This is a genomic window from Herbiconiux sp. J20-20 (assembly GCF_057365085.1).
In genome coordinates, this window is record NZ_CP195122.1 from 222,435 (window position 1) to 247,188 (window position 24,754).

Here is a 24,754-nt window from a genome sequence, read left to right on the forward strand (position 1 = left end):
CCCCAGTGAATTCTCAGACTGCGGGTCAGCCCTCGTAGCTGCGAATCGCGATGACCGAGTTGTGGCCGCCGAAGCCGAAGCTGTTGCTGATCGCGAGCTGCGGCTCGTCGCCGAGCTTCTGCACGCCGGCGCTCACCAGCAGCGGGATCTCCGGATCCTGGTCGACCAGCGTCGCGGTCGGCGGCGCCTGGCGCTCCTGGACCGCGAGGATCGTGAAGATCGCCTCGAGGGCGCCGGTTCCGCCGAGCAGGTGGCCGTGCGCCGCCTTCGTCGCCGAGACCGGGATGCCCTTCACCCGCTCGCCGAAGATCGCGAACAGCGCCTTGTATTCGGCGATGTCACCGACCGGCGTGCTCGTGGCGTGCGCGTTGATGTGCGTGACCTGGTCGGCGGTCGCGCCGGCCTGCTCCAGCGCCGCACGCACCGCACGGGCCGCTCCGCGACCCTCGGGGTCGGGCGCGGTGATGTGGTACGAGTCGCTCGTGACGCCGCCTCCGGCGATCTCGGCGTAGATCTTCGCGCCGCGCGCCTTGGCGTGCTCTTCGGTCTCCATCACGATGCTGGCGGCGCCCTCACCCATGACGAAGCCGTCGCGGCTCACGTCGTACGGGCGCGACGCCGTCTCGGGGGAGTCGTTGCGCTTGGACAGCGCCTGCATCGAGGCGAAGGCGGCGAGCGGCAGCGGGTGGATGCACGCCTCGGTGCCGCCGGCGATGATCACGTCGGCGAGCCCGGCCTGCAGGTGGTCGTAGGCGTTGGCGATCGCCTCGGTGCTCGAGGCGCACGCCGACACGTCGGTGCGGGCGAACGCACGCGCGTCGAGCGCCATGCTGACGGCCGCGGAGGCCGCGTTCGGCATGAGCATGGGGACCGTCATCGGCAGGACGCGGCGCGGTCCCTTCTCACGCAGGGTGTCCCAGGCGTCGAGGAGGGTCCAGAGTCCGCCGATTCCGGTGGAGTATTCGACACCGAGCCGCTCGGGGGCGAGGTCGGTGATGCCCGCGTCGGCCCAGGCCTCACGGGCGGAGATGAGGGCGTACTGCGCCGAGGGGTCGAGACGCTTGATCTCCTGGCGCTCCAGCACCTCTTCGGGGCGAACGCGAGCCTGTGCGGCGAAGGTGACGGGCAGCTCGTGCTCGGCGACCCAGTCCTGGGTGAGCGAGCGAACGCCGGTCTCGCCGGCGAGCAGCGCGTTCCAGCTGTCGCGCGCGGTGCCGCCGAGCGGCGACGTCGCGCCGATTCCGGTGACAACGATCTTCTTGGTCATTCCAACTCCCGTAGATCCTCGGGCATGCCGAGGCCAGACGACAACGCCGGGCGGCGTCCGTCGTTGACGCGCGCGCCGAGGTTGCGGCGCGCGCGTCGAAACTCAGCCCTGGGCCGAAACGATGAAGTTGACGGCGTCGCCGACGGTCTTGAGGTTCTTGACCTCTTCGTCGGGGATCTTGACGTCGAACTTCTCTTCGGCGTTGACGACGATGGTCATCATCGAGATCGAGTCGATGTCGAGGTCGTCCGTGAACGACTTGTCCAACTCGACGGTGTCGGTGGCGATGCCGGTCTCGTCGTTGATGAGCTCGGCCAGGCCCGCGAGGACCTCTTCGGTGGACAGTGCCATGTCGTTTCTCTCCTTGTGTGGTGCGTGGTAGTCGGGTGTAGGGGTGACCGTGTCGATCCTAGGGCAGGCGCACGACCTGGGCGCCGTAGACGAGTCCGGCGCCGAACCCGATCTGAAGGGCGAGACCGCCGCTCAGCTCGGGGTGCTCTTCCAGCAGACGATGGGTGGCCAACGGAATCGACGCGGCCGAGGTGTTGCCCGTCGTCGCGATATCGCGGCCGATCATCACGTGCTCGGGGAGCTTCAGCTGCTTGGCGAGCTCGTCGATGATGCGCATGTTCGCCTGGTGAGGAATGAACGCGGCGAGGTCGTCGGCGGTGATGCCGGCGGCCTCGAGAGCCTGCTTGGCGACCTTGGCCATCTCCCAGACGGCCCAGCGGAACACGGTCTGTCCCTCCTGGCGCATGGTGGGCCACGGCTTCTCGCCGTCGAGGTACTCCTCGAAGGTCGCGTTCATGCCGACCGCGTCCCACTTCGAGCCGTCGGAACCCCAGACGCTCGCCGCGATGCCCGGCTCATCGGCCGGACCGACCACGACGGCGCCGGCGCCGTCGCCGAGCAGGAACGAGATCGAGCGGTCTTCCGGGTGCACGTACTGGGACAGCTTCTCGGCGCCGACGACGAGCACGTACTCGGCGGCGCCGCTGCGGATGAGCGCGTCGGCCTGGGCGATGCCGTAGGTGTATCCGGCGCACGCGGCGCTGATGTCGTAGGCCGGAGCCGGCGTCACGCCGAGGCGGTCGGCGAGCAGGGACGCCATCGACGGGGTGACGGCGACGTTGCTGATCGTCGACACCAGCACGGCGCCGATCTTCTCGCGCGGAACCCCGGCCTTCTCGAGCGCCTCGCTCGCCGCCGTCTCAGCCAGGTCGATCGCGTTGATGCCCTTGCTGGCACGCTTGCGCGTGATCACGCCGGTGCGCTGGCGAATCCACTCGTCGCTGGAGTTGATCGGCCCGATCAGGTCCTCGTTCGGAACGACGAGGTCACCGCGAGCCGCGCCCACGCTCAGAATCCGGGTGTACTGGGCTCCGCTGGACTGCGTCAGGGTGGGGGTGCTCATGCTGCTCCGTCGATGAGGGCCTGCGCGGCCGGGAGGTCGTCGGGCGTCTTGACCGCGACGGTGGGAAGGCCTTTCAGCCCACGCTTGGCGAGACCGACGAGAGCTCCCGCGGGGGCGAGCTCGACGAGTCCGGTGACTCCGGCGGCCGCGAACGCCTCCATCGTGAGGTCCCAGCGCACGGGGCTGGCGACCTGCCCGACGATGAGGTCGAGGTAGGCGGCGCCGCTGCTGACGGTGCTGCCGTCGCGGTTGGTCCAGATGGTGGTGGCCGGGTCGCTGACCGCGACGTCGGCCGCGGCCACGCGCAGCGTCTCGACGGCGGGAGCCATGAAGCGGGTGTGGAAGGCGCCGGCGACCTGCAGCGGGATGACGCGCGCGCCGGGCGGCGGGGTCTCCTTGAGCCGCTCGAGCGCCGGAAGCTCGCCCGCGACGACGATCTGGCCGCCGCCGTTGAAGTTGGCCGGTTCCAGGCCCAGGGCGGCGAGCATGCCGAGCAGCTCGCCCTCGTCGGCGCCGATCACGGCGCTCATGCCGGTCTTGACCTCGGCGGCGGCGGAGGCCATCGCGCGGCCGCGCAGCGCGACCAGGCGCATGGCGTCGGCGTCGCTCAGGATGCCCGCTCCGGCCGCGGCGGCGAGTTCGCCGACCGAGTGGCCGGCGATGCCGGCGAGACGGCCTGCGCGCGCGGAGTCGTCGCCGAGCACGGCCCGCAGCGACAGCAGCGAGGCAGCGACGATGAGCGGCTGAGCCACCGCGGTGTCGCGAATGGTGTCGGCGTCCGAGACGGTGCCGTGCGTGACGAGATCCACCCCCGACGCCTCGGCGAGCTCGCCCAGGTGTGCGGCGATCGTGGGCTCAGCGAGCCAGGGCTCCAGGAATCCGGGGGTCTGCGAGCCCTGACCGGGCGCAACGATGACGACACTCACGCCCTCCAGTCTGTCAGCCGTCGCCCGGTGGCGCGAAACAGGTGCCACGAAGTATCGCCGAAAAGACTGGAGGGAACCTACAGGCGCGTCACTTGCGGTCGGTGTCGGAGATGCTGCCGACGACGAGCGCGACCTGCAGGATGAGGGCCTCGCGGGCACCGGTGGCGTCCCAGCCGATCACCTCGCTGATGCGCTTGAGGCGATATCGCACGGTGTTCGGGTGCACGAAGAGCTCACGCGCGGTGGCCTCGAGGGAGCGGCCGTTGTCGAGGTAGCACCAGAGCGTCGTCAGAAGCTCGGTGGAGTGGTTCTGCAGCGGAACGTAGATCCGCTCGACAAGCGCCTTGCGGGCGAGCGGATCTCCTGCCAGGGCGCGCTCGGGCAGCAGGTCGTCGGCGTGGGTGGGGCGTGGCGCATTGCGCCAGGCCTTGGCGACGGCGAAACCGGCGAGCGCCGCCCGAGCCGAGCGCGCCGCGTCGACCAGAGAAGGCACGGTGTGCCCGAGCACCAGGTGGCCGTCGCCGAAGCCCGGCTCCAGCTGCGCGGCGATCTCGAGGAAGGTCAGGCGCTCCCGCGTCTCGGCGGATTCCTCCCCCTCCGCCGGGTTGGTGCGCCCGATGACGAGCACCAGGCGACTGCCCTGCACGCCGATCAGCACGTCCGCGTCGAGGTGACGGGCGGTGCGGCGCAGCTGATCGACGTCGAGACTGCGCGGGGCCGTGCCGACCAGCACGCTCACCTCGCCGTGGCCGTTCCAGCCGAGGGCGGCGACCCGGCTGGGAAGCTCGCTGTCGTATTCGCCGGTGAGGATCGAGTCGACGACGAGCGCTTCCAGTCGCGCATCCCAGAGCCCTCGCGCCTCGGCGGCGCGGGCGTAGACGTCCGCCGCCGCGAAGGCGATCTCACGCGAGTACAGGAGGATCGCCTCGCGGAGCACCTCATCGTCGTCCTTGATGCGGTGCTCGACCACCTCGACCGTGACGCGAATCAGCTGCAGCGTCTGCTGCAGCGACACCGAGCGGAGCAGCTCGCGCGGGGCGGCGCCGAACACGTCGGCGGCGATCCACGGCGTCGATTTCGGGTCGTCGAACCAGGAGATGAACGAGGTGATACCGGCCTGCGCGACCAGCCCGACGGCGCTGCGCCGGCCCGGGGGCATGTCCCGGTACCAGGGCAGCGTGTCGTCGAGCCGCTTCAGCGTCGCGGTGGAGAGTTCTCCGGTGAGCGTGCGAAGCCACGCGAGCGTCTGCTTCTTGGTGCGCTCCGCCACTTAGCTCTCGCCGCCCGCCGATCCGGACGTTCCCGCCGTCACGTCGTGCAGACGGTACTGCTCGATCGCGCGAGCCACCGTCGCCGGGTCCACAGCCCCGCGCCGCGCGAGCGACTGCAGGGTGCGCACCACGACCGACGGGCCGTCGATCTTGAAGTAGCGGCGAGCCGCCGGACGCGTGTCGCTGAATCCGAAGTCGTCGGCGCCGAGCGTCGCGAAGTCGCCGGGCACGAACTGGCGCACCTGGTCGGGCACCGCGTGCATGTAGTCGGTGACGGCGACGAACGGGCCCTCGGCTCCGCTGAGCTTGTTCCACAGGTAGGGAACCTGCGGCGGCTCCTCCGGGTGCAGGAAGTTGTGCTCGTCGGCGGCGAGACCGTCGCGGCGCAGCTCCGTCCAGGAGGTCACGCTCCAGATGTCGGCCGACACGCCCCAGTCGCGGGCGAGCAGCTCCTGCGCCTCGTACGCCCAGGCGAGCGCGACGCCGGAGGCCATGATCTGCGCCTTGGGTCCGCTGGTCTCGGGGCCCGTGCTGACCTTGTGGATGCCCTTGAGGATGCCGTCGACGTCCACGTTCTCCGGTTCGGCGGGCTGCACGATCGGCTCGTTGTACACCGTCAGGTAGTACATGACGTTCGGGTCCGGGTGCGTGAGCCCGTTCTCGTCGGTGCCGTACATGCGCTGAAGGCCGGCCTTCACGATGTGGCCGATCTCGTAGCCGTACGCCGGGTCGTAGCTGACGACGGCGGGGTTCGTCGACGCGAGCAGCGGCGAGTGCCCGTCGGCGTGCTGCAGACCCTCACCGGTCAGGGTGGTGCGTCCCGCGGTGGCGCCGATGATGAATCCGCGCGCCATCTGGTCGCCCGCGGCCCACATGGCGTCGCCCGTGCGCTGGAACCCGAACATCGAATAGAACACGTAGACCGGGATCAGCGGCTGGCCGTGCGTCGAGTACGAGGTGCCGATCGCCGTGAACGCGGCGAAGGCGCCCGCCTCGTTGATGCCGACGTGCACGATCTGGCCCTGCGGGCTCTCCTTGTAGGCGAGCAGCAGGTCGCGGTCGACCGAGGTGTAGTGCTGGCCGTTCGGGTTGTAGATCTTCGCCGTCGGGAAGTACGCATCCATTCCGAAGGTGCGCGCCTCGTCGGGGATGATCGGCACGATGCGCTGCCCGAGGTCGGGCGTGCGCAGCAGGTCCTTGAGCAGTCGCGCGAAGGCCATCGTGGTGGCGACCTCCTGCTTGCCCGAGCCCTTCTTGACGACCTCGAAGGCCTTGTCCTCGGGGAGGGTGACCGGCACGTGCGTCGCGCGGCGCTCCGGCAGGTACCCGCCGAGCTCGCGGCGGCGCTCGTGCAGGTACTGGATCGCCGGGCTGTCGTTGCCAGGGTGGAAGTACGGCGGGAGGTAGGGGTTCTCCTCCAGCTGGGCGTCCGTGATCGGGATGCGCAGCTCGTCGCGGAACTGCTTCAGGTTGTCGAGCGTGAGCTTCTTCATCTGGTGGGTCGCGTTGCGGCCCTCGAAGCTCTTGCCGAGACCGTAGCCCTTGATCGTCTTGGCGAGGATGACCGTCGGCTGGCCCTCGTGCTCGACAGCGGCCTTGAACGCCGCGTAGACCTTGCGGTAGTCGTGACCGCCGCGACGCAGGCTCCACACCTGGTCGTCGGTCATGCCCTCGACGAGCTTGAGCGCCTCGGGGTCGCGGCCGAAGAAGTTCTCGCGCACGTAGGCGCCGTCCTCGGTCTTGTAGGTCTGGTAATCGCCGTCGGGCGTCTTGTTCATCAGGTTGACGAGGGCACCGCTCTCGTCGCGGGCGAGCAGGTCGTCCCACTCGCGACCCCAGATGACCTTGATGACGTTCCAGCCGGCACCGCGGAAGAAGCTCTCGAGCTCCTGGATGATCTTGCCGTTGCCGCGCACCGGGCCGTCGAGACGCTGCAGGTTGCAGTTGACGACGAAGGTCAGGTTGTCGAGCTTCTCGTTGGCGGCCCACTGCAGGGCGCCGCGGCTCTCGACCTCGTCCATCTCGCCGTCGCCGAGGAACGCCCAGACGCGACTGTCGGCCGCATCGGCGATGCCGCGGTTGGTGAGGTACTTGTTGTTCTGCGCCTGCCAGATCGCGTTGATCGGGCCGAGACCCATCGACACCGTCGGGAACTGCCAGAACTCCGGCATGAGCCGCGGGTGCGGGTACGAGCTCAGCCCGCCGCCGGCGTGCGACTTCTCCTGGCGGAAGCCGTCGAGCTGGTGCTCGGAGAGACGGCCTTCGAGGTAGGCGCGGGCGTACATGCCGGGGGAGGCGTGGCCCTGGTAGAAGATCTGGTCGCCGCCGGAGGCGTGGTCACGGCCGCGGAAGAACCAGTTGTGGCCGACCTCGTAGAGCGACGAGCTCGACGCGTAGGTCGAGATGTGTCCGCCGACGGCGATGCCGGGGCGCTGCGCGCGGTGCACCGTGATCGCGGCGTTCCAGCGGATCCAGCGGCGGTACTCGCGCTCGAGCTCCTCGTCACCGGGGAACGGCGCCTCGTTCTCGGGCGCGATCGTGTTGATGTAGTCCGTCGTCGGCACCATCGGAACCCCGAGGTGCAGATCCTTCGACCGCTTGAGCAGGCTGAGCATGACGTCGCGACCGCGGCCACGGCCCTTCTCCTCGACGAGTGCGTCGAGGGACTGCTGCCATTCGGAGGTTTCCTCCGGGTCCGGGTCAGTGTGGCTCACCGAATACGGGTCCTGGTCGTTGACCGTCACGTCTGACTTCTCCTTAGGAGTCGCGGCATGGCGGGTGGGCCATGCGGTGGCGTCCGCGCTCGACAACCCTCCGGGTTCTCGGTGGTGGGGAGCGGGGTATCGAAAGGCAGTCTAGTTGTGTGAACGCCACAGTTCTGGACCGCTCGGCGCAATCGTGGCGTCGGGCGTAGGATCGGTCGCTGGACTTGTCGGGTGAATGCCCGGCCGGAGAGGAATCGCTGCGACCATGGCGCTGGAGAACGACACCCAGGCTCCCGACTTCGATCTCGCGAACCAGTTCGGCGAGCACGTGCGGCTGAGCGACTTCCGCGGGCGCAAGCCCGTCGCGCTCGTCTTCTTCCCGCTCGCGTTCTCGAGCCGGTGCACGGGGGAGCTGTGCGAGTTGCGTGACAACTTGGCGATGTTCCGCGAGAACGGCGTCGAGCTGATCGGCATCTCGGTCGACTCGAAGGCGAGCCTGCGCGCCTGGGCCGAGCAGGAGGGCTACGACTTCACCCTGCTCGCCGACTTCTGGCCGCACGGCGCCGTCGCCCGTGAGTACGGAGTGTTCCTGGAGGACAAGGGCTTCGCCAACCGGGCCACCTTCGTGATCGATGTCGATGGCGTCATCCGCGCCTCGTTCATCACGGCACCGGGGGAGTCGCGCTCGCTCGAGGAATACCGCGCCGCGGTCGCCGAGGTCGCACCTGCGGGCCTCGACGCCGCGTCGCGCTGACCGGCCGGTTTCGCTAGCTGAGCAGCTCGTTCGCGAGCCCCACCAGCTGAACCCGGTAGTCGCCGATGTCGGCGCCGTCGGCGAACCTGTTGTAGTTGAGCTGGATCAGGACGTCGTCGTCGAGCCGGAGCACGAGGTTCTTGTCGTCGGGCAGGTTTCCCGAGTACGCGGCTTCGGTGCCGAGACCGGAGACCGGTTCGAAGGTCTGGATCAGATCGAATCCGGGAACGGGGAGGCCCTCCGTCAGCGCCTGCTCGAGTCGCTCGGTGTAGGGCGTCGGCGTGACGTCGGCGGAGTCGTTGACGTCGATGGCGAGGATGAACACCGAGAACGCCCCCGAGTCGCGCAGCTCGTAGCGGCACACCTTCTGGTCGTCCTTGTCGCGCACATCGTCGAGCGAGACCTCGGCGCCCGGAATCCCGAGCCCGCTCGCCACCGCGGCGCCGTCAAGGAACTCGCAGGCGCCCGTTCCGGTGACCGAGAAGCTCGTGCCGACCGGCTCCGACGTCGCAGCGGATTCCACGGGTTCGGTCCCGCCTCCCGAGTTCGTCGTGGCGCCGCTGTCGGCGGCAGCGCATCCGGTCAGCGCGAGGGCGAACACGGTGAGAAGAGCAGGAACGGAACGCTTTCGCGCGATGAGCATGTCGGATCCTTCGGGAGCGAGCGTGAGCGCCCGGCCGGCGCCGGGCTCACCCTCCCAGCCGCACGCCGCGGGCGTCACTGCGTAGTTTCTACTCTGACCGCCGGTGGTCCGCGCGAGGCGGCCTCGGCGCGGAGGGAGAGCGCGCTAGCATCGATCGACCGGGCTCTTAGCTCAGCTGGTAGAGCGCCTCGTTTACACCGAGGATGTCGGGGGTTCGAGTCCCTCAGGGCCCACCGTTCGTATCGGGCCCAGTTCGTCCTCGGACGAGAAGGAGCGGCGCGATGAATCCGGGTGCAGTCGTGGCGCTGGTGATTGCGGCGACGCTCTGGGGAACGACCGGAACCGCGGCCAGCTTCTTCCCCGACGACGTCAGCCCGATCGCCGTGGGTGCCGCCACGATGGGCATCGGCGGGGTGCTGTTGTTCGTCTTCGCACACCGCCGCGCGGTCGCGGTGCTGCGGCATCGCGTGCAGCGTCGCTGGGTGGCGCTCGGCGCGCTCGGCGTTGTCGTCTACCCGCTCGCGTTCTACAGCGGCATGGATCTCGCCGGAGTGGCGGTCGGCAACGTCGTCGCCCTCGGCTCGGGCCCGGTGTTCGCGGCTCTCCTCGAGTGGATGCTCGAACGGCGACCGCTCTCGCGGCGCTGGGTCATCGCGACCGTGTTCGCGCTGCTCGGAATCGCGGCGCTCGCCACGAGTCGCGCGATCTTCGGCGACGGCTCCACGGAGGAGGGGCGCCCGGGCGACGCGCCGGTGCTCGGGATCGCGGTCGCTCTGCTCGCCGGGCTCGCCTACGCGCTGTACACCTACGCGTCCGGCCGGGCCATGGCGGCGGGCGGCACGAGCCGCGGCGTGATGGCGGCGATGTTCGGGCTCGGTGGTGCGCTGCTTCTGCCGGTGCTGCTGGTGACGGGGGCGCCGCTGCTGCAGAGCCCTGGCACCGTCGGCATCGCCGGCTATCTGGTGCTCGGCCCGATGGTGCTCGCCTATCTGCTGTTCGGCGTTGGGGTGCGCGAGCTCCGCAGCTCCCACGTGACCACGATCACGCTGTTGGAGCCGGTTGTGGCGACGGTGCTCGCGGTGCTCATCGTCGGCGAGCGCCTCGCGCCGCTCGGCTGGGGCGGCATCGTCCTGATCCTGGTCGGGCTAACTGTTCTCGTGTCGGCTCGTCGTACCCCGATATTGAGTGAGCGCCTCTAGGCTTTTGCTATGACCGACGCTCCATTCGGCAATGGTGGCGCGGAGCCCGACTCCGTGGACGACACTGCGCCGACAGGCAAGCGCCGATCCACGTTCACGCCGTTGCCGCGAGATGTGGAGCCGGCCTTCGAGACGCCCGCTGCGCCGGTGGATGCGGAGGAGTCGGGCGCGCGCGACGCGGGGCCCGAAGTCGAACCGTCGGAGTTCACCGACGACGATGCGATCGCCGAGGCGCTCGCGGCGCAGTTCTCGACGTACACCGCCCCCGTCTCGGTGATTCCGCCGACCCCGGAAGCATCGGATGCACCGGATGCACCGGATGCACCAGATCTGTCGGACGTGCCGGATCTGCTCGACGCACCGGCGGTGTCCGAGCCCGCCGATGAGGAGTTCCTGCCGCTTCCGGACTTCGATCCCGAGCCAGAGCAGCCCGCGGTCGCGTTCGAGTCGGAGCCGGGTGCGCCGGACCCGCGTCAGGCGGAGCCGGTCGCGTTCGAGGCGGAGCCGAGTGAGCCGGAGCCGGTCGCGTTCGAGGCGGAGCCGAGTGAGCCGGAGCCGGTCGCGTTCGATGAGGAGCCGGACTCGTTCTCGGAGGAGCCCGACTCGTTCGAGCCCGAGCCCGAGCCCGAGCCCGAGCCCGAGCCCGAGCCCGAGCCGGATCCCGATCTGGTGGAGCCCGACCCGAACTCGTTCCATGACATCCCGATCGCAGCAGAACCCGTCGAACTGGTCGAGCCGGAGCCCGCCCCGACGCCGCCGGTGACGGGCGACGAGAGCGACCTCGACGCGGTGATGGGCGAGAGCTCGACGCTCGCGGCGATCGAGATCCTCGAGCAGCAGCTGCGCCTCCGCGAGGAGGATCCCGACGCCTTCCGCGCCTGGCAGGAGGCGCTCGCGACAGGCGCGGTCTCCCTGCCGGGCATGCCGAGTCTTCTGGAGGACTCGCCGGTCGATCGGGCCGAGCCCGAGCCGCAGCCCTCGGCAGAGCAACTCCCCGAACCGGAGCAGCTTCCGTCACGGTTCGCTCCGCCCGAGGAAGCGCCTCCGCTGCTGGTCGAGCCGCCCGCGTTTCCGACATCCGGCGAGGTGCCGACGCTTCGCCCGCCGATGCCGCCGCCCGACCCCGAGGCGATCGTGCTCGACCCCGAGCTCGCCGAGCCCATGCCCGCCGAGCCCATGCCCGCCGAGCCGACGCCCTTCGAGCCGATGCCCTTCGAGCCGACACTCGCCGAGCCGATGCCCTCGGAATCGGCGGACGAGGAACCCGCGGACGACGCCGAGGAGCTGCCTCCTCTGCTCGACTTCAGCTCGATGCCGCCGCCGATCGGCATCGAGCCCGCGGATCTGCCGCCCTACGTTCCCGAAGGCGAGACGAACGACTCCCCGCCCGCCGCCAGCGAGCCGCCTTCGGTCGCGGTCGAACCCGTGACGCATGACTTCGATGACCGCACGGTGCCGAGGGCATACGTGCCGCCGCTGGCTCCGGTGGCCCAAGACGTCGATCTCGACCTCGAGAACGACGACGTGGTGGACGAGGTCGATCGGCTGACGGGCTCCGTGCCGATCGCGGTTGGCGCGGCCGGCGTCGCCGACGTGCTCGCACCGCCCTCGGAGCCGATCGCCGTGCAGCGCGTCGCCGACGACGACCCGCTGCTGGCGGCGCAGGCGCGCCGGATGCCGAGTGCGCGTGAGATCGAAGCGACCGGAGTCGAGCCGACACCTCTCGATCGTCGTGCCGGCCGCTCGGTGCGGCTGTTCTGGCTCTGGTTCGCCCCGAACGCCTCCGTGATCTCCATCGCGGTGGGCGCCATCCTGGCTGCCTCGGGCATGAGCCTGCGGCAGGCGATCGTGGCGGCGCTCACCGGCGTCGCGGTCTCCTGGATGCCGCTGGGCTTCGGAACGCTGGCCGGCAAGTGGACAGGGCAGCCGGTGATGGTCGTCTCGCGCGCCGTGTTCGGCCACCTGGGGAACCTCGGACCGGCCGCCCTCGCCCTGGTGACACGGGTGTTCTGGGGCGGAGCGCTGCTCTGGCTCTTCGCCGCCAGCGCCGCCCACATCGTCGAGATCGCGGGTGTGGATCCCGGTCTCGGGGTCGAACTCTGGACCTTCCTCGGCATCATCGTCGGGGTCATCGTGATCGCGACCGTCGCGGTCATCGGGTACGGCCTGCTGGCGCTCGTCCAGCTCGTGTCGACGATCGCCTCGCTGCTGCTGATTCTGGGCCTGATGATCTTGACCGCGCCGATGCTGGACTTCGGCACGGCACTGTCCAACGGTGACGGATCCTGGTTGCTGGTCGTTCCCGGCGCTGCGCTCGTGTTCAGTGTCGTCGGGCTCGCCTGGGCTCAGTCCTCCGGCGACGTCGCGCGCTACCAGCGCCCGGACGGCTGGGGTGGGGCCGCGATGGTGTCGAGCTCGCTCGGTGCGACGCTGCCGCCTTTCGCGCTGATCGCCTGGGGCGCGCTGCTGGCCGCATCCGATCCGGAGCTCGGGGCGGCGCTCATTCTGGATCCGGTCGGCGCGCTCGCCTCGCTCCTTCCGCTGTGGTACCCGGTGCCGTTGGTGCTCGCGCTGGGAATCGGACTGATCTCGGGCGCGACGCTCGCGACCTATTCGGCTGGATTCGCGATCCAGTCGCTCGGGGTCCGGGCGCCGCGCACGTCGACGGCGGTCCTCGCCGTGCTGCTCGTCGCCGTCGTGGCGGCGGTTCTCGCTTTCGTCGCTCTCGAACCGGGTGAGATCCTGTTCGACCTCATCGTCACGATCGCTGTTCCGGTCGCGGCGTGGGTGGGGATCCTGGCGGCCGAGATGATGTTCCGCAGCACTCGTCTTGATGCCTCCTCCCTGCTCGAGCGCGGGCGTCACTATCCCGACGTTCGATGGGGCAATGTGGCGATCCTGGTCGCGGCAACGGTGCTCGGCTGGGGGCTCACCTCGGCCGGAGTGTCGTGGCTGTCCTGGCAGGGGTTCCTCTACTCGGCGCTCGGCATCTCGGCGAGTGACCTGTGGTCGACCAGCAACGTCGGCGTCTTCGTCGCGCTCGCGCTCGGGCTGGTTGCCACGCTTGCGACCGCACTGCCGTCCATTCGCCGTCAGGAGCGCAGCGTCGCCACCGATTCGGTGATCCACACTGGCGCCGTCAGCACCCCGCGCGGCGACGTCACCGGCTGACCCGCACTCGTAGACTGGGGGGATGCCTCCCACCCTTGCCGATGTCGCGGATGTGGTCGAGACGCTCTGGCCGATCGGCTCGGCCGAAGGCTGGGATGCGCCGGGGCTTCTGGCCGGCGATCCGACGACCGAGGTCACCCGCATCCTGCTCGCCGTCGACGCCGTCGTCGACACGGCGGAGGAAGCCGTCGAGCAGGGCGCTCAGCTGCTGCTCGTCCATCACCCGCTGTTCCTGCGCGGTGTCACCACGGTCGCCGAGGACACCTACAAGGGTTCGGTCGTCTCCCGCCTGATCCGGGGCGGGTGCGCGCTGATCGCCGCCCACACGAACGCCGACATCGTCGCCGACGGCACCTCGGCGGTGCTGGCCGCACGTCTCGGGCTGGTCGACACGCGTCCGATCGTGCCGTCGGCCGCCGACGCGGCCCTGGGGCTGGGCCGGGTCGGGCGCCTCCCCGAGCCGATGACCCTCGGTGCGCTCGCGCGCGCCCTCGCCGACGTCGTCCCGGCGACGGCGCAGGGGATCCGCGCCGCGGGCGAGTTCGACCGTCCGATCGAGACGGTCGCCCTCTGCGCCGGCGCCGGCGATTCCCTGCTTGCGGATCCCCAGGTGCGGGCGGCCGACGTCTACATCACGAGTGACCTGCGCCACCACCCGGCTTCCGAGGCGCGCGAGCTCGCCCGCCTTCGGGGCGGTCCCGCCCTGCTGGATGTCTCGCACTGGGCGAGCGAGTGGTTGTGGCTTGATACTGCGGCGGCGCAACTGCGCGCCGCGCTCCCGACGGTGGAGGTGCTCGTGAGTGAATTGCGCACCGATCCCTGGGACTTTGCGATCGTGTGATGAAGGAGAAACCATGGCGTTGACGGCTGCACCCGAGGATCAGGCCCTGCTGCTTGATCTGCAGGCGCTGGATACCAAGCTCGCCCAGTTGGCGCATCGCGCGTCCACCCTGCCGGAGGCCGGCGTCGTGACGGAGCTCACCGCGGGACGTGATGCCCTGCAGCGGCGACTCGTCGAGCAGACCGGCGCGGCCGAAGACGCTCGTCTCGAGCTCCGGCGCACCGAGTCCGATGTCGAGGTCGTCGACGCGCGGATCGCACGCGACCGCGAGCGTCTGCAGTCGAGCAGCTCGGTGAAAGACATCCAGGCCTTCGAACAGGAGCTTGCCGCGCTGGCGGTGCGCAAGTCCGATCTGGAGGACATCGAGCTGGCCGTCATGGAAACGGTGGAGGCCCGCGACGCGGAGCTTGCCGCCACGCGCACCGAACTCGCCGAGCTCGATGAGCGCATCGCGGCCGCGATCTCGGCGCGGGACGCGGCGCTCGAGGTGATCGCGGCCGACCGACGCCACGCCGAGGCCAATCGGGCCACCGTCGCCGGCAAGGTGCCCGCTGACCTGCTCGCCCTCTACGAGAAGCAGCGCGCACGCTATGGCGTCGGAGCCTCGCTGCTTCGCGCGGGCGTCTCGAGTGCGAGCGGCGTCGCCCTCAATTCCACCGATCTCGGCGCGGTGCGTGCGGCTGCCCCGGACGCCGTGCTGCTGTGCCCGGACTCGAACGCGGTGCTGATTCGCACGGCGGAGTCCGGCCTGTGAGCGGCGGCGGGGCGCGCGAGCTCATCGTCGAGGCCGACGGGGGCTCACGCGGCAACCCCGGTCAGGCGGGAAGCGGTGCGCTCGTGCTCGACGCGGCCACCGGCGAGGTGCTCGCCGAGCTGGGGCTGTACGTCGGCATCGCGAGCAACAACGTCGCCGAGTACAAGGGCATGATCGCGGGCGTTCGGGCGGCGATCGAGTTGGACCCGGAGGCGGTGCTGCGCGTGCGCATGGATTCGAAGCTCGTCGTCGAGCAGATGTCGGGCCGCTGGAAGATCAAGCACCCCGACATGGCGACGCTCGCCGCGGAGGCGCGTCAGGCGCTCACCGGAACCCCGGTCGCGTTCGAGTGGATTCCGCGCGCTGAGAACTCGCGGGCGGACAAGCTCGCGAACGAGGCGATGGACACGCGTCGCGACTTCCGCCGGTAGCGGTACCCTGGACCCAGTGAACGGGCCGACCAGACGGTCGCGTCAGGAATCCTTCGGGATGACTGCCGAGGAACGTCCGGGCTCCACAGAGCAGGGCGGTGGGTAACACCCACCCGGAGCAATCCGCGAGAAAGTGCAACAGAAAGCAGACCGCCTCGGCTTCGGCCGCGGTAAGGGTGAAACGGTGGTGTAAGAGACCACCAGGAGCCCGAGTGATCGGGCTCGCTGGGTAAACCTCGCCTGGAGCAAGGTCAGACAGGGAACGTTGAGGCGGCTCGCCGAGTTCCCGGGTAGACCGCTGGAGATGTGCGGCAACGTACGTCCGAGATAGATGACCGTCCGACGCCCTTCGGGGCGGCGACAGAACCCGGCGTATCGGTCGACCCGTTCACCTCACGCGGCAGCGTGCATCGCTTCGCGCATGCCGGGCGTGATCAGCATCTCGCCCGCACGGTCGACGGTGAGCACCTCGATCGGGAAGCGGGAGGTGGCCTCGTCCAGATAGTCGTGTCCGCCGGCCACGATCGCGGTGGCGAGCACATCCGCGGTCACGATGTCGGCGGCGATCACCGTGACCTGGCGGAAGCCGTTCGCGTCGAGAGCGCGGGCTCCCCAGATGTGGTCGCCGCGCTCGGCCGACCCGCTGGTGGCGATCGCGCGCCGCGCATCGTCGAGAGAGACGGCGGTGAGCAGCTGAGCGCGGTCATCCGGGTCTGCGACACCGGCAACCCAGGGTCGACCCCGCTGGTCGGTTCCGTCGGTCACGACATCGCCCCCGACGTTCAGGCACCAGTTCTCGGCGCCCCGTTCGCGCAAGGCATCGGCCGCGGCGGCCATCGCCCACGGCTTCACGATGCCGGAGAGATCGAGCACGCCGTCGGGGCGATGTGCGGTGAACTGGCCGCCGGTGCGCCGGCGCCAGTCGAGCGCGAGGGCGTAGGCGGCGAGCAGTTCGGCAGAGGCCTCGACCAGGGGGAGTCCGCGGGCGACGGCCGAGAGCTCGGAGTCGGCGCGGAAGAGGCTGAACCGCGCATCCGCCGCGTTCAGGATGCGGGCGACGGCCGCCGCCGCCAGCTGATCCTCGGTGACGAGTTCGAGGGAGCTGACCGTGCCCATGGTCGGGAACACATGGCGACTCACGAGAAGGCCGCCTCGTCGAGGGCCGCCTGCAGCGAGCTCAGGTAGGCCTCACTGGTGTAGGTGGCGCCGCTGACGGTCGAGACCGACGCGGATTGGGCGCTGATCACCTCGGAGGCGAGGATCGGCGTGGCGTTCGCCGCGATCTGGATCGAACGGCTGTCGGCATCGGGGGTCTGAAGGGCCGACACCTCGGTGATCTGGCCGCCGCTGATCGTCACCGCGACCTGGACCTCGCCCCACCGCGTCGACTCGACGCTTCCGGTGAACGTGCCATCGCTCGCCGCGTCGGTGCTGCCGCCGGCGTCGGTGGCGGCGCCCGTGTCGGTCTCGGCGCCGGTAACAGCATCCGTGGTCGCGTCGGTCGTTCCCCCGGTCGCGGTGGAGGACACCGTCGCGTCCGGCAGTCCCGCGACGCCGAGCTGCCAGCCGACGCCGAGAATGCCGAGCGACGCGAGGGTGCCGAACGCCCGTGCGCGGGCGCTCATGAGGCGAACCTCTCCACGTGGATGCGCCGGGCCGGAACTCCGGCCGCGAGCGCGTCACGCTCGACCGCCTCCGACCAGGCGTCGGGTCCGCAGATGAACAGGTCGGAGTCGAGGAGGTCCGGGAAGATCGAGCGGATGGTGACGCCGCGGGCGACATCGCGGGCGGCGAGCCAGCCGTGCGGGTCGCGGGTGCCCACCGAGGAGTACACGGCCGCCCCGCGCTCGGTGGCGAGCTCGACGATCTCGTCGAGCAGGTACAGGCCGTCGCTGGTGGACGCGCGCAGCAGCACGGTGGCGTCGCCGGGTGAGGTCGAGGCGCCCTCGAGCAGAGCGCGGGCGGGAGTGATTCCGATGCCGGCGGCCGCGATCGCGAGTCGCGGAGTGGTTCGCGCGGCGTCGCGGAAGAGGCCGTAGGGGCCCGCGAAGCTGACGCGCGTTCCGACCGGTACCGCGGTCAGTCGTCGAGTTCCCGCGCCGAGCAGGCGCACGGTGATGCGCAAGCGGTCGCCGGCGGGCGCGGCCGACAGCGAGATGGGGTGGGCGTGCCACCAGGTCTGCCCGGTCCAGAACCGCCAGGTGAAGAACTGTCCGCCGTGCGCGGCGAGGCGGGAGATGTCGCGTCCGCGGAGCCAGATCGAGGCGACGTCGTGCGCGATCCACTCAACTTTGTCGACCACGAGTCGGTGTCGCAGCGAGCGGACGGCAGGCACCGCGAACCGGAACACCAGGATGCTGGCGAACGCGATGGCGGTCAGGCCGATCCAATACACCCGCTGCCAGGTGCCCTCCATCAGGATTCCGCCGAGACTCAGCTCGTGCGGGAGCGCCACGACCACGGCGGCATAGCTGAGCAGGTGGATGCCGTGCCACAGCTCGCGCGGCAGGTGGCGTCGCACGGCGATCACCGAGGTCACGACCACCGCGATGAGCAGCCCGAGGCCGAGGTAGGCCAACGGCATGTCGGTGATGGAGAACAGCAGGAGCGTCTCGCTGACCACATCCGTGCCGTCGGCGATGGTGTAGCCGAGCGTCAGGAGGACGGCGTGCGCGAGGAGCAGGTAGAGAGCTGGCTTGCCGAGTCGCCCGTGCAAGGCGATGGCGCGGTCGTGGCCGATGGCGCGGTCGAGAAGCGGGATCCGTGCGGCCAACACGAGCATCACCAGCACCAGGTCGGTCGCGATGAGTCCGGTGAGGATGCCGGCCGCGGTGAGGGCCGAGCCGAGGTCGGCCACCTCGGAGAGCACGCCGGAGGCCAGGGCGAGCGCGGCGGCGACGGCGCCGGAGCTCCACGCTGCGACCTCCAGCACGTCGGCGAGCGCGGCGCGTCGCGCGGTTCGCCGGGCCAACTCGTCCGTGACCGAGTCGCGCCTCTCGGCGACGACGACGCGCGGTCGAGCGGTGTCGGCGTGTGTTGCGCTCATCTGACTCCTCGGGTTCCTGACGATGACGTCGTGGAGCCCAGAGTGGGCGCGCTCGCTATCTGTCGGCTATGAATCGCGTGAGAAACGGTTTCGACCGCCGGAGATGCGAAAAGCGCCGCCCGGCGAACCGGGCGACGCTTTTCAGAGTGAGTGCGAGACTCAGGCCAGCTTGATGGCCGAGGCCTGGGGCCCCTTGGGGCCCTGTGCGACGTCGAACTCGACGCGCTGACCCTCTTCGAGGCTGCGGTATCCCTTGGCCTCGATCGCGGAGTAGTGGGCGAACAGGTCCTGGCTGCCGTCATCGGGGGTAATGAACCCGAATCCCTTTTCGGCGTTGAACCACTTCACGGTGCCGGTGGGCATAGTGACTTCCTTCATGAACTGCCGGTCGCGTACTTCGCGTCCGTCCGTCGCGGTGTTCTTCTTCCGCGTTCATGAAGGCGGCACGGCGCCGACGGCGCCTCACTGCCTGCACATCCTGCGCAACACAACAACTTCGTCTGCAACGCTAGTGCACGAACGTGCAGAGGGACAGTCAGTTTTCATGTCGGATTTATCACGGTGTCGTAAACGATTGGCGACAGTGACGCGATTCTCGGGGGATCGGCAGGCAGGCGGGATAGCATCAAGCATCTGAGAGCACACGCTCACCCCGGCGGCTGAGAAGTCGAATTTGACTTGCGAAGGCCAGCCATGACGAACACCTCCACCCTCGGCCCGGTGCGTGCGACATCGCGTCGCGACCCGAACCGGGTCAATCCGACCAGCACGTACACGGCCCTGCTGGCGTCGGTTCGCGAAGAGGGTCTGCTCCAGCGCAGCCGCGTCTTCTACATGAGCCTTCTCGCCACGCTCGTGCTGGCGCTCGGTGGCTGCATCACCGGATTCATCCTGCTCGGCGACAGCTGGTTCCAGCTGCTGATCGCGGCGGCCCTCGGCATCGTGTTCACGCAGTTCGCCTTCCTCGGGCACGAGGCATCGCATCGCCAGGTCTTCGAATCGGGCAAGGCGAATGATCGCCTCGGCCGCATCCTCGCGAGCGGCGTCGCCGGCCTCAGCTACTCGTGGTGGATGACGAAGCACACCCGCCACCACGGCAACCCCAACCAGATCGGTCGCGACCCCGACATCGACCCCGACACGGTCTCCTTCTACGACGAGGATGCGGCCGCGACGCGCGGCTGGCGCGCGGCGATCGTTCGCCGTCAGGGCTACCTGTTCTTCCCGCTGCTCACCTTCGAGGGCGTCAACCTCCACGTTCACTCCATCAGCCACATCTTCGGCCGCGGCAAGGTCGACCGTCGCTGGCTCGAGATCACGCTGGTCGTCGCGCGCCTCGCCGCCGTCGTCGCGGCCGTGTTCCTCGTGCTTCCGCTCGGAATGGCCTTCGCGTTCCTCGGCGTGCAGCTCGCCGTGTTCGGCTTCTACATGGGTGCGGCGTTCGCCCCCAACCACATCGGCATGCCGGTCATCCCGGCTGGCACGAAGCTCGACTTCCTGCGCAAGCAGGTGCTGACCTCCCGCAACATCATCGGCGGAACCTGGGCGACGGTCCTCTTCGGCGGGCTCAACCACCAGGTCGAGCACCACCTGTTCCCGAGCATGGCGCGTCCGCACCTGGCCCGTGCACGGGCGATGGTGCGCGAGCACTGCCGCGTCGAGGGGATCGACTACACCGAGCAGACGATCGGGCGCTCGTACATCAACGTCATCCAGTACATGAACCGGGTCGGCCTGCACGCACGCGACCCGTTCAACTGCCCGGCGCTCGGCAACCTCCGCCGGGTCTAGTTCCGCGCGGCGCGCGGCTTGGCCGCGAGAGCGGCCGCACCCAGGATTCCCGCGTTGTTGCGCAGCGTCGCCGGCACCAGCGGGGTCTCCACCTTGATCAGCGGCAGGAACTCCTCGTGCTGCTTGCTGACGCCGCCGCCGACGATGAACAGCTCGGGGGAGAACAGGAACTCGACGCGGGCGTAGAAGCGGGTCAGCCGCTTCGCCCAGGACTTCCAACTCAGGTTCCGCTTCTCGCGGACCGCGTTCGACGCGCGCTTCTCCGCCTCCCGACCGTCGATCTCCAGGTGCCCGAGTTCCGTGTTCGGCACGAGTTCTCCGTTGTAGAGGAACGCGCTCCCGATCCCGGTGCCGAGGGTGGTGAGGATCACCAGCCCCTCGATTCCCTTCGCGGCGCCGTAGCGGGCCTCGGCATAGCCGGCGGCGTCAGCATCGTTGACGAAGTGGATGTCGCGTCCCAGGGCCTTCTCGAAGAGCTTCTCCGCCTGCAGTCCCACCCACTCGTCGGAGACGTTGGCGGCGGTCATCGTGCGACCGTCGCGGACCACCGCGGGGAACGTCACCCCGATCGGGACGCCGTCCGCCGAGTCTCCGAAGCGCGAGACCAGCTCGACGGTCGCGGCGAGGATGTCGTCGGGGCGGCCACCGCGCGGGGTGGCGATCTTCTCGCGTGAGCTGACGAGTTCGCCGGTGTCGACGTCGACGAGGGCGCCCTTGATTCCGGTGCCGCCGATATCGACGCCGATCGCGAGAGTGCTCATGGGGTGATCGCCTTTCTAGGGCAGGGTCAGGATGTCGGCGCCGCGCTCGGTCACGACCAGGGTGTGCTCGAACTGGGCGGTCAGCGCGCGGTTGCGCGTGACAATCGTCCACTCGTCGTCCCACTCGTCCCAGTCGGTGCGGCCGGGCGCCGTGACGGTGCCCAAGGTCAGCATCGGCTCGATCGTGAAGACCATGCCGACCTCGATCAGCTCGGCGTGCGCCGGTGCGGCGTCGTAGTGCGGAATGATCAGCCCCGAATGGAAGGCCGCGCCGACGCCGTGTCCGGTGAAGTCGCGCACCACCCCGTAGCCGAAGCGCTTGGCGTAGCTCTCGATCGCACGCCCGATGACGTTCACGGGTCGCCCCGGCGCGACCGCCTTGATGCCGCGGTTCAGCGCCTCACGGGTCCGCTCCACCAGGTCGACCGCCTCCGGCGCGACGTCGCCGACGAGGAAGGTCTTGTTCAAATCGCCGTGCATGCCGTCGTGAAACGCCGTGATGTCGATGTTGATGATGTCGCCGTCGACGAGGACCGTGTCGTCGGGGATTCCGTGGCAGATCACCTCGTTGAGGGAGGTGCAGCACGACTTGGGAAATCCGCGGTAGCCGAGCGTCGACGGGTAGGCGTCGTGGGCGATGAGGAACTCGTGCGCGACCCGGTCGAGCTCGTCGGTGGTGATGCCGGGGCGGATCGCGGCTCCGACGGCCTCCACGGCCTGCGCCGCGATGCGGCCGCTGGTGCGGATGCGCTCGATGTCCGCGGGGCTGTACACGTCGGAGCCGGTGAACGGCTGCGGCCCGGGCTTCCCGACGTACTCCGGGCGGGGGATGTGGCGCGGGACCGGTCGCTCGGGGGAGATCGCTCCCGGAATGAGGTGTCCTGCGCTGTCCCGAGGCATGCCGCGAGTCTACCGGGCGCGCCCGGCCCCCTCGGCGGCCCCGAAGCCGCGCACGGCCCATCGCGCGCCTCCGCACTCGGCGTAGGGTCGGGGCATGACGGAGCACACGACGCAGTGGTGGTACAACCACAGAACCGGCGAAGTCGAGGAGGGGCCGCAGTCCCTCGGGTCGGACCGGGACGGCCCGTACGCGACCCGCGCGGAGGCGGAGCGCGCGCCGGAGATCGCGCGGGAGCGCGCCCGGCGGTGGGCCGAGGAGGAAGAAGGCGACGGGGCCTAGCTCACTCCTCGTATTCGTGCTCGGGTGCCGGGTAGGCACCCGTCGCCACGTCAGAGATGTAGGCCGTCGCCGCATTCGTGAGCACCTCGGCCACGTTGGCGTACTGCTTGACGAACTTGGGGATGCGCCCCGTGGTGAGTCCCGCCCAGTCGGTCCAGACGAGCAGCTGCCCATCGGTGTGCGGGCCCGCGCCCACGCTGATCGTCGGGATCGAGAGCGCCTTGGTGATTCGGGCCGCCACCGCGGAGGGCACCATCTCGAGCACCACCGCGAAGGCTCCGGCGGCCTCGACCGCGTGCGCGTCGGCGAGAAGCTGATCGGCGCGGTCGCCGCGGCCCTGGATCACGTGTCCGCCCAGCTGATGCTCGCTCTGCGGGGTGAAGCCGATGTGCGCCATCACCGGGATGCCCGCCGAGACGATGCGGCGGATCTGCTCGGCGCTTCGCTCGCCGCCCTCGAGCTTCACGGCGTGAGCGCCGGTCTCCTTCATGAAGCGGAAGGCGGTGTGCAGCGCTTCGTCGGGGCCGGTCTCGTAGGAGCCGAAGGGCATGTCAGCGATGACGAAGGCGCGCTTCACCGCGCTCACCACGCCGCGTGTCAGCGGGATCAGCTCGTCGATCGTGACCGGGATCGTCGTGTCATAGCCGAGGACGGTGTTGCCCGCCGAGTCGCCGACCAGCAGGAAGTCGATGCCGGCGCGGTCGAAGATCCCCGCGGTGAGCACGTCGTAGCTCGTGAGGCCGGTGATCTTGATGCCCTGTTCCTTGGCATTCTGAAAATGCCGGGTGCGAACCTTCTTGACGACCGCGTCTGCCATGCCGTCAGTCTAGGGTGAGCGATCCGCCGCCCGCCGGGCGCGCCATCACCCCGCCGGGCGCGACGTGATCGGAAGGCGCCGGTCACGGCCGAAGGCCATGCCCGAGATCTTCGGGCCGATCGCCCCTTGGCGGCGCTTCCATTCGGAGCGGTCGACGAGATTCGCCACGAAATTCACCGTCTCGGCGTCGAATCCGCGCGCCACCACATCGCGCCGACCGAGGCGCTCGGACACATACAGCTCGAGGATCGCATCGAGCACCTCGTACGGCGGCAGCGTGTCCTGGTCGGTCTGGTCGGGGCGCAGCTCGGCGCTCGGCGGCTTCTCGATCGAGTTGGCCGGGATCGGCTCCACTTGTCCGAGCGCGCGGGCGTGCTCATTGCGCCAGCGTGCGAGCTCCCACACCAACAGCTTCGGCACATCTTTGATCGGGGCGAAGCCTCCCGCCGAGTCGCCGTAGATCGTCGAGTAGCCGACCGCGAGCTCGGTCTTGTTGCCGGTCGTCAGCACGAGGTGACCGTGCATGTTCGACTCGGCCATCAGGATGATGCCGCGGATGCGTGCCTGCACGTTCTCGGCGGCGGTTCCGGTGAGCCCCAGCTGGGTCTCGATCGGATGGACGAGCTCGCCGATCGCCTCGACCGAGTAGTGCAGCCCGATCCGATCGGCGAGGTCTTCGGCGTCATCCTTGGAGTGCTCGGAGCTGTAACGGCTCGGCATGCTCACGCCGTAAACGCGGTCGGCGCCGATCGCGTCGGCGGCGAGGGCCGCGCAGACGCTCGAGTCGATTCCGCCGGACAGTCCCAGGACGACGCTGCGGAATCCGTTCTTCTCGACGTAGTCGCGCAGACCCAGCACGAGAGCGTTCCAGAGCTGCTCGTGGTCGTCGGGCAGCTCGGCGATGTCCGGCTCGCGGGCGGCGTCGGAGGCCGGCCGCGCGGTCAGCGCCACGCGCGCGACGTGGTCGACCTCGACCGGGTCGGTCGCGGCGCTCGGCTCCACATCCACCACGAGCAGGTGTTCGCGGAACTGCGGCGCGCGCGCCAGGATCTCTCCGCGCTCGTTGACCACGACGCTGTCGCCGTCGAAGACCAGGTCGTCCTGACCGCCGACGATGTTCGCGTACGCGACGACCGTCTCGGTCTCGACGGCGCGGCGGGTGACGAGGGGGAGACGGACCTCGTTCTTGTCGCGCTCGAACGGGCTCGCGTTGATGACGAGCAGCAGTCCCGCGTCGGCATCCAGCACCCGGCTCACCGGGCCCCCGTCGCGCCAAAGGTCCTCGCAGATGACGAGCGCCACGTCCACGTCGCGGATGCGCATCACCAGCAGCTCGTCGCCGGGGATGAAGATGCGGTACTCGTCGAACACCGAGTAGTTCGGCAGGTGATGCTTGACGTATCGCGCCTGCGCGACGCCGTGCTGCAGCACGCTCGCGCAGTTCTGCGCGATCGCGGTCGGGGCGTTCGAGGTGCCGAGGGTGCGAGGCGCGTGCGGGCCGTCCGGGTGCCCGACGACGACGATGAGGTCGCCGAGTCCCTCCTCGACCAGACGGGACGCCAGGGTCTCCACCGCGGCGCTGGCTTCGCGCAGGAAGCTGGGTTCTTGGGCGAGGTCTTCGATCGGGTAGCCGCTGAGCGCCATCTCCCCGGTGACGAGGATGTCGGCGCCGTCGGCCCAGGCCTGTCGCGCTGCGTTGAGGATGTGCACGATGTTGCCGGAAAAGTCTCCGACAATCGGGTTGGTCTGGGCCAAGGCCAGTCGGAGGCGGGGCATACCGATA

General features: G+C 69.7%; 23 protein-coding genes, 1 tRNA gene and 1 other RNA gene. 10 read left to right on the forward strand and 15 right to left on the reverse strand.

Translation table 11 applies throughout. The features are described from left to right. Window positions 1–25: 25 nt before the first annotated feature. The 6 genes from ACR3ZA_RS01060 to aceE all read right to left on the reverse strand — a co-directional run bounded on the left by ACR3ZA_RS01060 (window position 26) and on the right by aceE (window position 7,622). The gene (locus ACR3ZA_RS01060) at window positions 26–1,267 is read right to left on the reverse strand and encodes a beta-ketoacyl-ACP synthase II (protein WP_473659291.1); all 1,242 of its coding nucleotides are present in this window, start codon (window positions 1,265–1,267) and stop codon (window positions 26–28) included. 102 nt (window positions 1,268–1,369) lie between these two features. Then, window positions 1,370–1,618, reverse strand: a complete 249-nt coding sequence (locus ACR3ZA_RS01065) for an acyl carrier protein (RefSeq protein WP_473557037.1) — start codon at window positions 1,616–1,618, stop codon at window positions 1,370–1,372. Between the two features lie 58 nt (window positions 1,619–1,676). Next, window positions 1,677–2,681: a beta-ketoacyl-ACP synthase 3 gene (locus tag ACR3ZA_RS01070; protein ID WP_473659293.1), complete on the reverse strand. Its 1,005-nt coding sequence runs from the start codon at window positions 2,679–2,681 to the stop codon at window positions 1,677–1,679. Then, window positions 2,678–3,607 carry an acyltransferase domain-containing protein gene (locus ACR3ZA_RS01075; RefSeq protein WP_473659295.1) on the reverse strand — a complete coding sequence of 310 codons (930 nt, stop codon included), beginning with the start codon at window positions 3,605–3,607 and terminating at the stop codon, window positions 2,678–2,680. The genes ACR3ZA_RS01070 and ACR3ZA_RS01075 overlap by 4 nt, the downstream gene beginning before the upstream one ends. An 88-nt stretch (window positions 3,608–3,695) precedes the next feature. Beyond that, the gene (locus ACR3ZA_RS01080) at window positions 3,696–4,877 is read right to left on the reverse strand and encodes a helix-turn-helix domain-containing protein (RefSeq protein WP_473659297.1); all 1,182 of its coding nucleotides are present in this window, start codon (window positions 4,875–4,877) and stop codon (window positions 3,696–3,698) included. Further along, entirely contained in the window at window positions 4,878–7,622 is a 2,745-nt protein-coding gene (gene aceE / locus ACR3ZA_RS01085) for a pyruvate dehydrogenase (acetyl-transferring), homodimeric type (RefSeq protein WP_473659299.1), read from the reverse strand. A 226-nt stretch (window positions 7,623–7,848) separates the two neighbouring features. Here aceE and ACR3ZA_RS01090 point away from each other — a divergent pair, with 226 nt between their 5' ends. Further along, window positions 7,849–8,337 carry a redoxin domain-containing protein gene (locus ACR3ZA_RS01090; protein WP_473659301.1) on the forward strand — a complete coding sequence of 163 codons (489 nt, stop codon included), beginning with the start codon at window positions 7,849–7,851 and terminating at the stop codon, window positions 8,335–8,337. 13 nt (window positions 8,338–8,350) lie between these two features. Here the strand turns inward: ACR3ZA_RS01090 and ACR3ZA_RS01095 are convergent, their stop codons facing one another. Then, window positions 8,351–8,980, reverse strand: a complete 630-nt coding sequence (locus tag ACR3ZA_RS01095; protein ID WP_473659303.1) for a DUF3558 domain-containing protein — start codon at window positions 8,978–8,980, stop codon at window positions 8,351–8,353. Between the two features lie 160 nt (window positions 8,981–9,140). On the opposite strand from ACR3ZA_RS01095, the gene ACR3ZA_RS01100 reads away from it, so the two are divergent. From ACR3ZA_RS01100 to rnpB, 7 genes are all read left to right on the forward strand, one after another. Continuing rightward, window positions 9,141–9,213 (forward strand) — tRNA-Val (locus ACR3ZA_RS01100). A gap of 48 nt (window positions 9,214–9,261) precedes the next feature. Next, window positions 9,262–10,179 (forward strand): EamA family transporter, encoded by a 918-nt coding sequence (locus ACR3ZA_RS01105; protein ID WP_473659305.1) that lies wholly within the window; start codon window positions 9,262–9,264, stop codon window positions 10,177–10,179. Between the two features lie 9 nt (window positions 10,180–10,188). Continuing rightward, a complete protein-coding gene (locus tag ACR3ZA_RS01110) occupies window positions 10,189–13,350 on the forward strand; it encodes a cytosine permease (RefSeq protein WP_473659307.1) in 3,162 nt (1,053 codons plus the stop codon). 22 nt (window positions 13,351–13,372) lie between these two features. Further along, window positions 13,373–14,191 (forward strand): Nif3-like dinuclear metal center hexameric protein, encoded by an 819-nt coding sequence (locus ACR3ZA_RS01115; protein WP_473659309.1) that lies wholly within the window; start codon window positions 13,373–13,375, stop codon window positions 14,189–14,191. Window positions 14,192–14,204: 13 nt separating this feature from the next. Further along, entirely contained in the window at window positions 14,205–14,945 is a 741-nt protein-coding gene (locus tag ACR3ZA_RS01120) for a CT398-like coiled coil hairpin domain-containing protein (RefSeq protein WP_473659311.1), read from the forward strand. After that, window positions 14,942–15,376, forward strand: a complete 435-nt coding sequence (locus ACR3ZA_RS01125; RefSeq protein ID WP_473659313.1) for a reverse transcriptase-like protein — start codon at window positions 14,942–14,944, stop codon at window positions 15,374–15,376. Before ACR3ZA_RS01120 ends, ACR3ZA_RS01125 begins: the two co-directional genes overlap by 4 nt. 21 nt (window positions 15,377–15,397) lie before the next feature. Then, an RNA gene (gene rnpB / locus ACR3ZA_RS01130) (RNase P RNA component class A) lies at window positions 15,398–15,767 on the forward strand. Between the two features lie 2 nt (window positions 15,768–15,769). On the opposite strand, the gene ACR3ZA_RS01135 is transcribed toward rnpB, so the two are convergent. The 4 genes from ACR3ZA_RS01135 to ACR3ZA_RS01150 all read right to left on the reverse strand — a co-directional run bounded on the left by ACR3ZA_RS01135 (window position 15,770) and on the right by ACR3ZA_RS01150 (window position 18,785). After that, the gene (locus ACR3ZA_RS01135) at window positions 15,770–16,516 is read right to left on the reverse strand and encodes an FAD:protein FMN transferase (protein ID WP_473659315.1); all 747 of its coding nucleotides are present in this window, start codon (window positions 16,514–16,516) and stop codon (window positions 15,770–15,772) included. Beyond that, window positions 16,513–17,001, reverse strand: coding sequence for an FMN-binding protein (locus tag ACR3ZA_RS01140; protein WP_473659317.1), 489 nt, complete (start codon window positions 16,999–17,001; stop codon window positions 16,513–16,515). Before ACR3ZA_RS01140 ends, ACR3ZA_RS01135 begins: the two co-directional genes overlap by 4 nt. Beyond that, window positions 16,998–18,422 (reverse strand): ferric reductase-like transmembrane domain-containing protein, encoded by a 1,425-nt coding sequence (locus tag ACR3ZA_RS01145; protein ID WP_473659319.1) that lies wholly within the window; start codon window positions 18,420–18,422, stop codon window positions 16,998–17,000. Before ACR3ZA_RS01145 ends, ACR3ZA_RS01140 begins: the two co-directional genes overlap by 4 nt. 159 nt (window positions 18,423–18,581) lie before the next feature. Beyond that, window positions 18,582–18,785, reverse strand: coding sequence for a cold-shock protein (locus tag ACR3ZA_RS01150; RefSeq protein ID WP_294180555.1), 204 nt, complete (start codon window positions 18,783–18,785; stop codon window positions 18,582–18,584). A 330-nt stretch (window positions 18,786–19,115) separates the two neighbouring features. Here ACR3ZA_RS01150 and ACR3ZA_RS01155 point away from each other — a divergent pair, with 330 nt between their 5' ends. Then, window positions 19,116–20,213, forward strand: coding sequence for a fatty acid desaturase (locus ACR3ZA_RS01155; protein WP_473659321.1), 1,098 nt, complete (start codon window positions 19,116–19,118; stop codon window positions 20,211–20,213). Here ACR3ZA_RS01155 and ppgK read toward each other — a convergent pair. Both ppgK and map read right to left on the reverse strand, forming a co-directional pair. Beyond that, on the reverse strand, window positions 20,210–20,974 hold the full coding sequence (ppgK, locus tag ACR3ZA_RS01160; RefSeq protein WP_473659323.1) for a polyphosphate--glucose phosphotransferase: 765 nt from the start codon (window positions 20,972–20,974) through the stop codon (window positions 20,210–20,212). The genes ACR3ZA_RS01155 and ppgK overlap by 4 nt on opposite strands. A 15-nt stretch (window positions 20,975–20,989) precedes the next feature. Continuing rightward, entirely contained in the window at window positions 20,990–21,874 is an 885-nt protein-coding gene (gene map / locus ACR3ZA_RS01165) for a type I methionyl aminopeptidase (protein WP_473659325.1), read from the reverse strand. 94 nt (window positions 21,875–21,968) lie between these two features. Between map and ACR3ZA_RS01170 the strand changes: the two genes are divergently transcribed. Then, complete coding sequence (locus ACR3ZA_RS01170; RefSeq protein ID WP_473659327.1) at window positions 21,969–22,154, forward strand: methionine aminopeptidase; 186 nt, start codon at window positions 21,969–21,971, stop codon at window positions 22,152–22,154. Between the two features lies 1 nt (window position 22,155). Here the strand turns inward: ACR3ZA_RS01170 and panB are convergent, their stop codons facing one another. Together panB and ACR3ZA_RS01180 are read right to left on the reverse strand one after the other, a co-directional pair. Next, entirely contained in the window at window positions 22,156–22,971 is an 816-nt protein-coding gene (gene panB / locus ACR3ZA_RS01175; protein ID WP_473659329.1) for a 3-methyl-2-oxobutanoate hydroxymethyltransferase, read from the reverse strand. Window positions 22,972–23,016: 45 nt separating this feature from the next. Beyond that, window positions 23,017–24,747, reverse strand: a complete 1,731-nt coding sequence (locus ACR3ZA_RS01180; RefSeq protein ID WP_473659331.1) for an NAD+ synthase — start codon at window positions 24,745–24,747, stop codon at window positions 23,017–23,019. Window positions 24,748–24,754 lie beyond the last annotated feature (7 nt).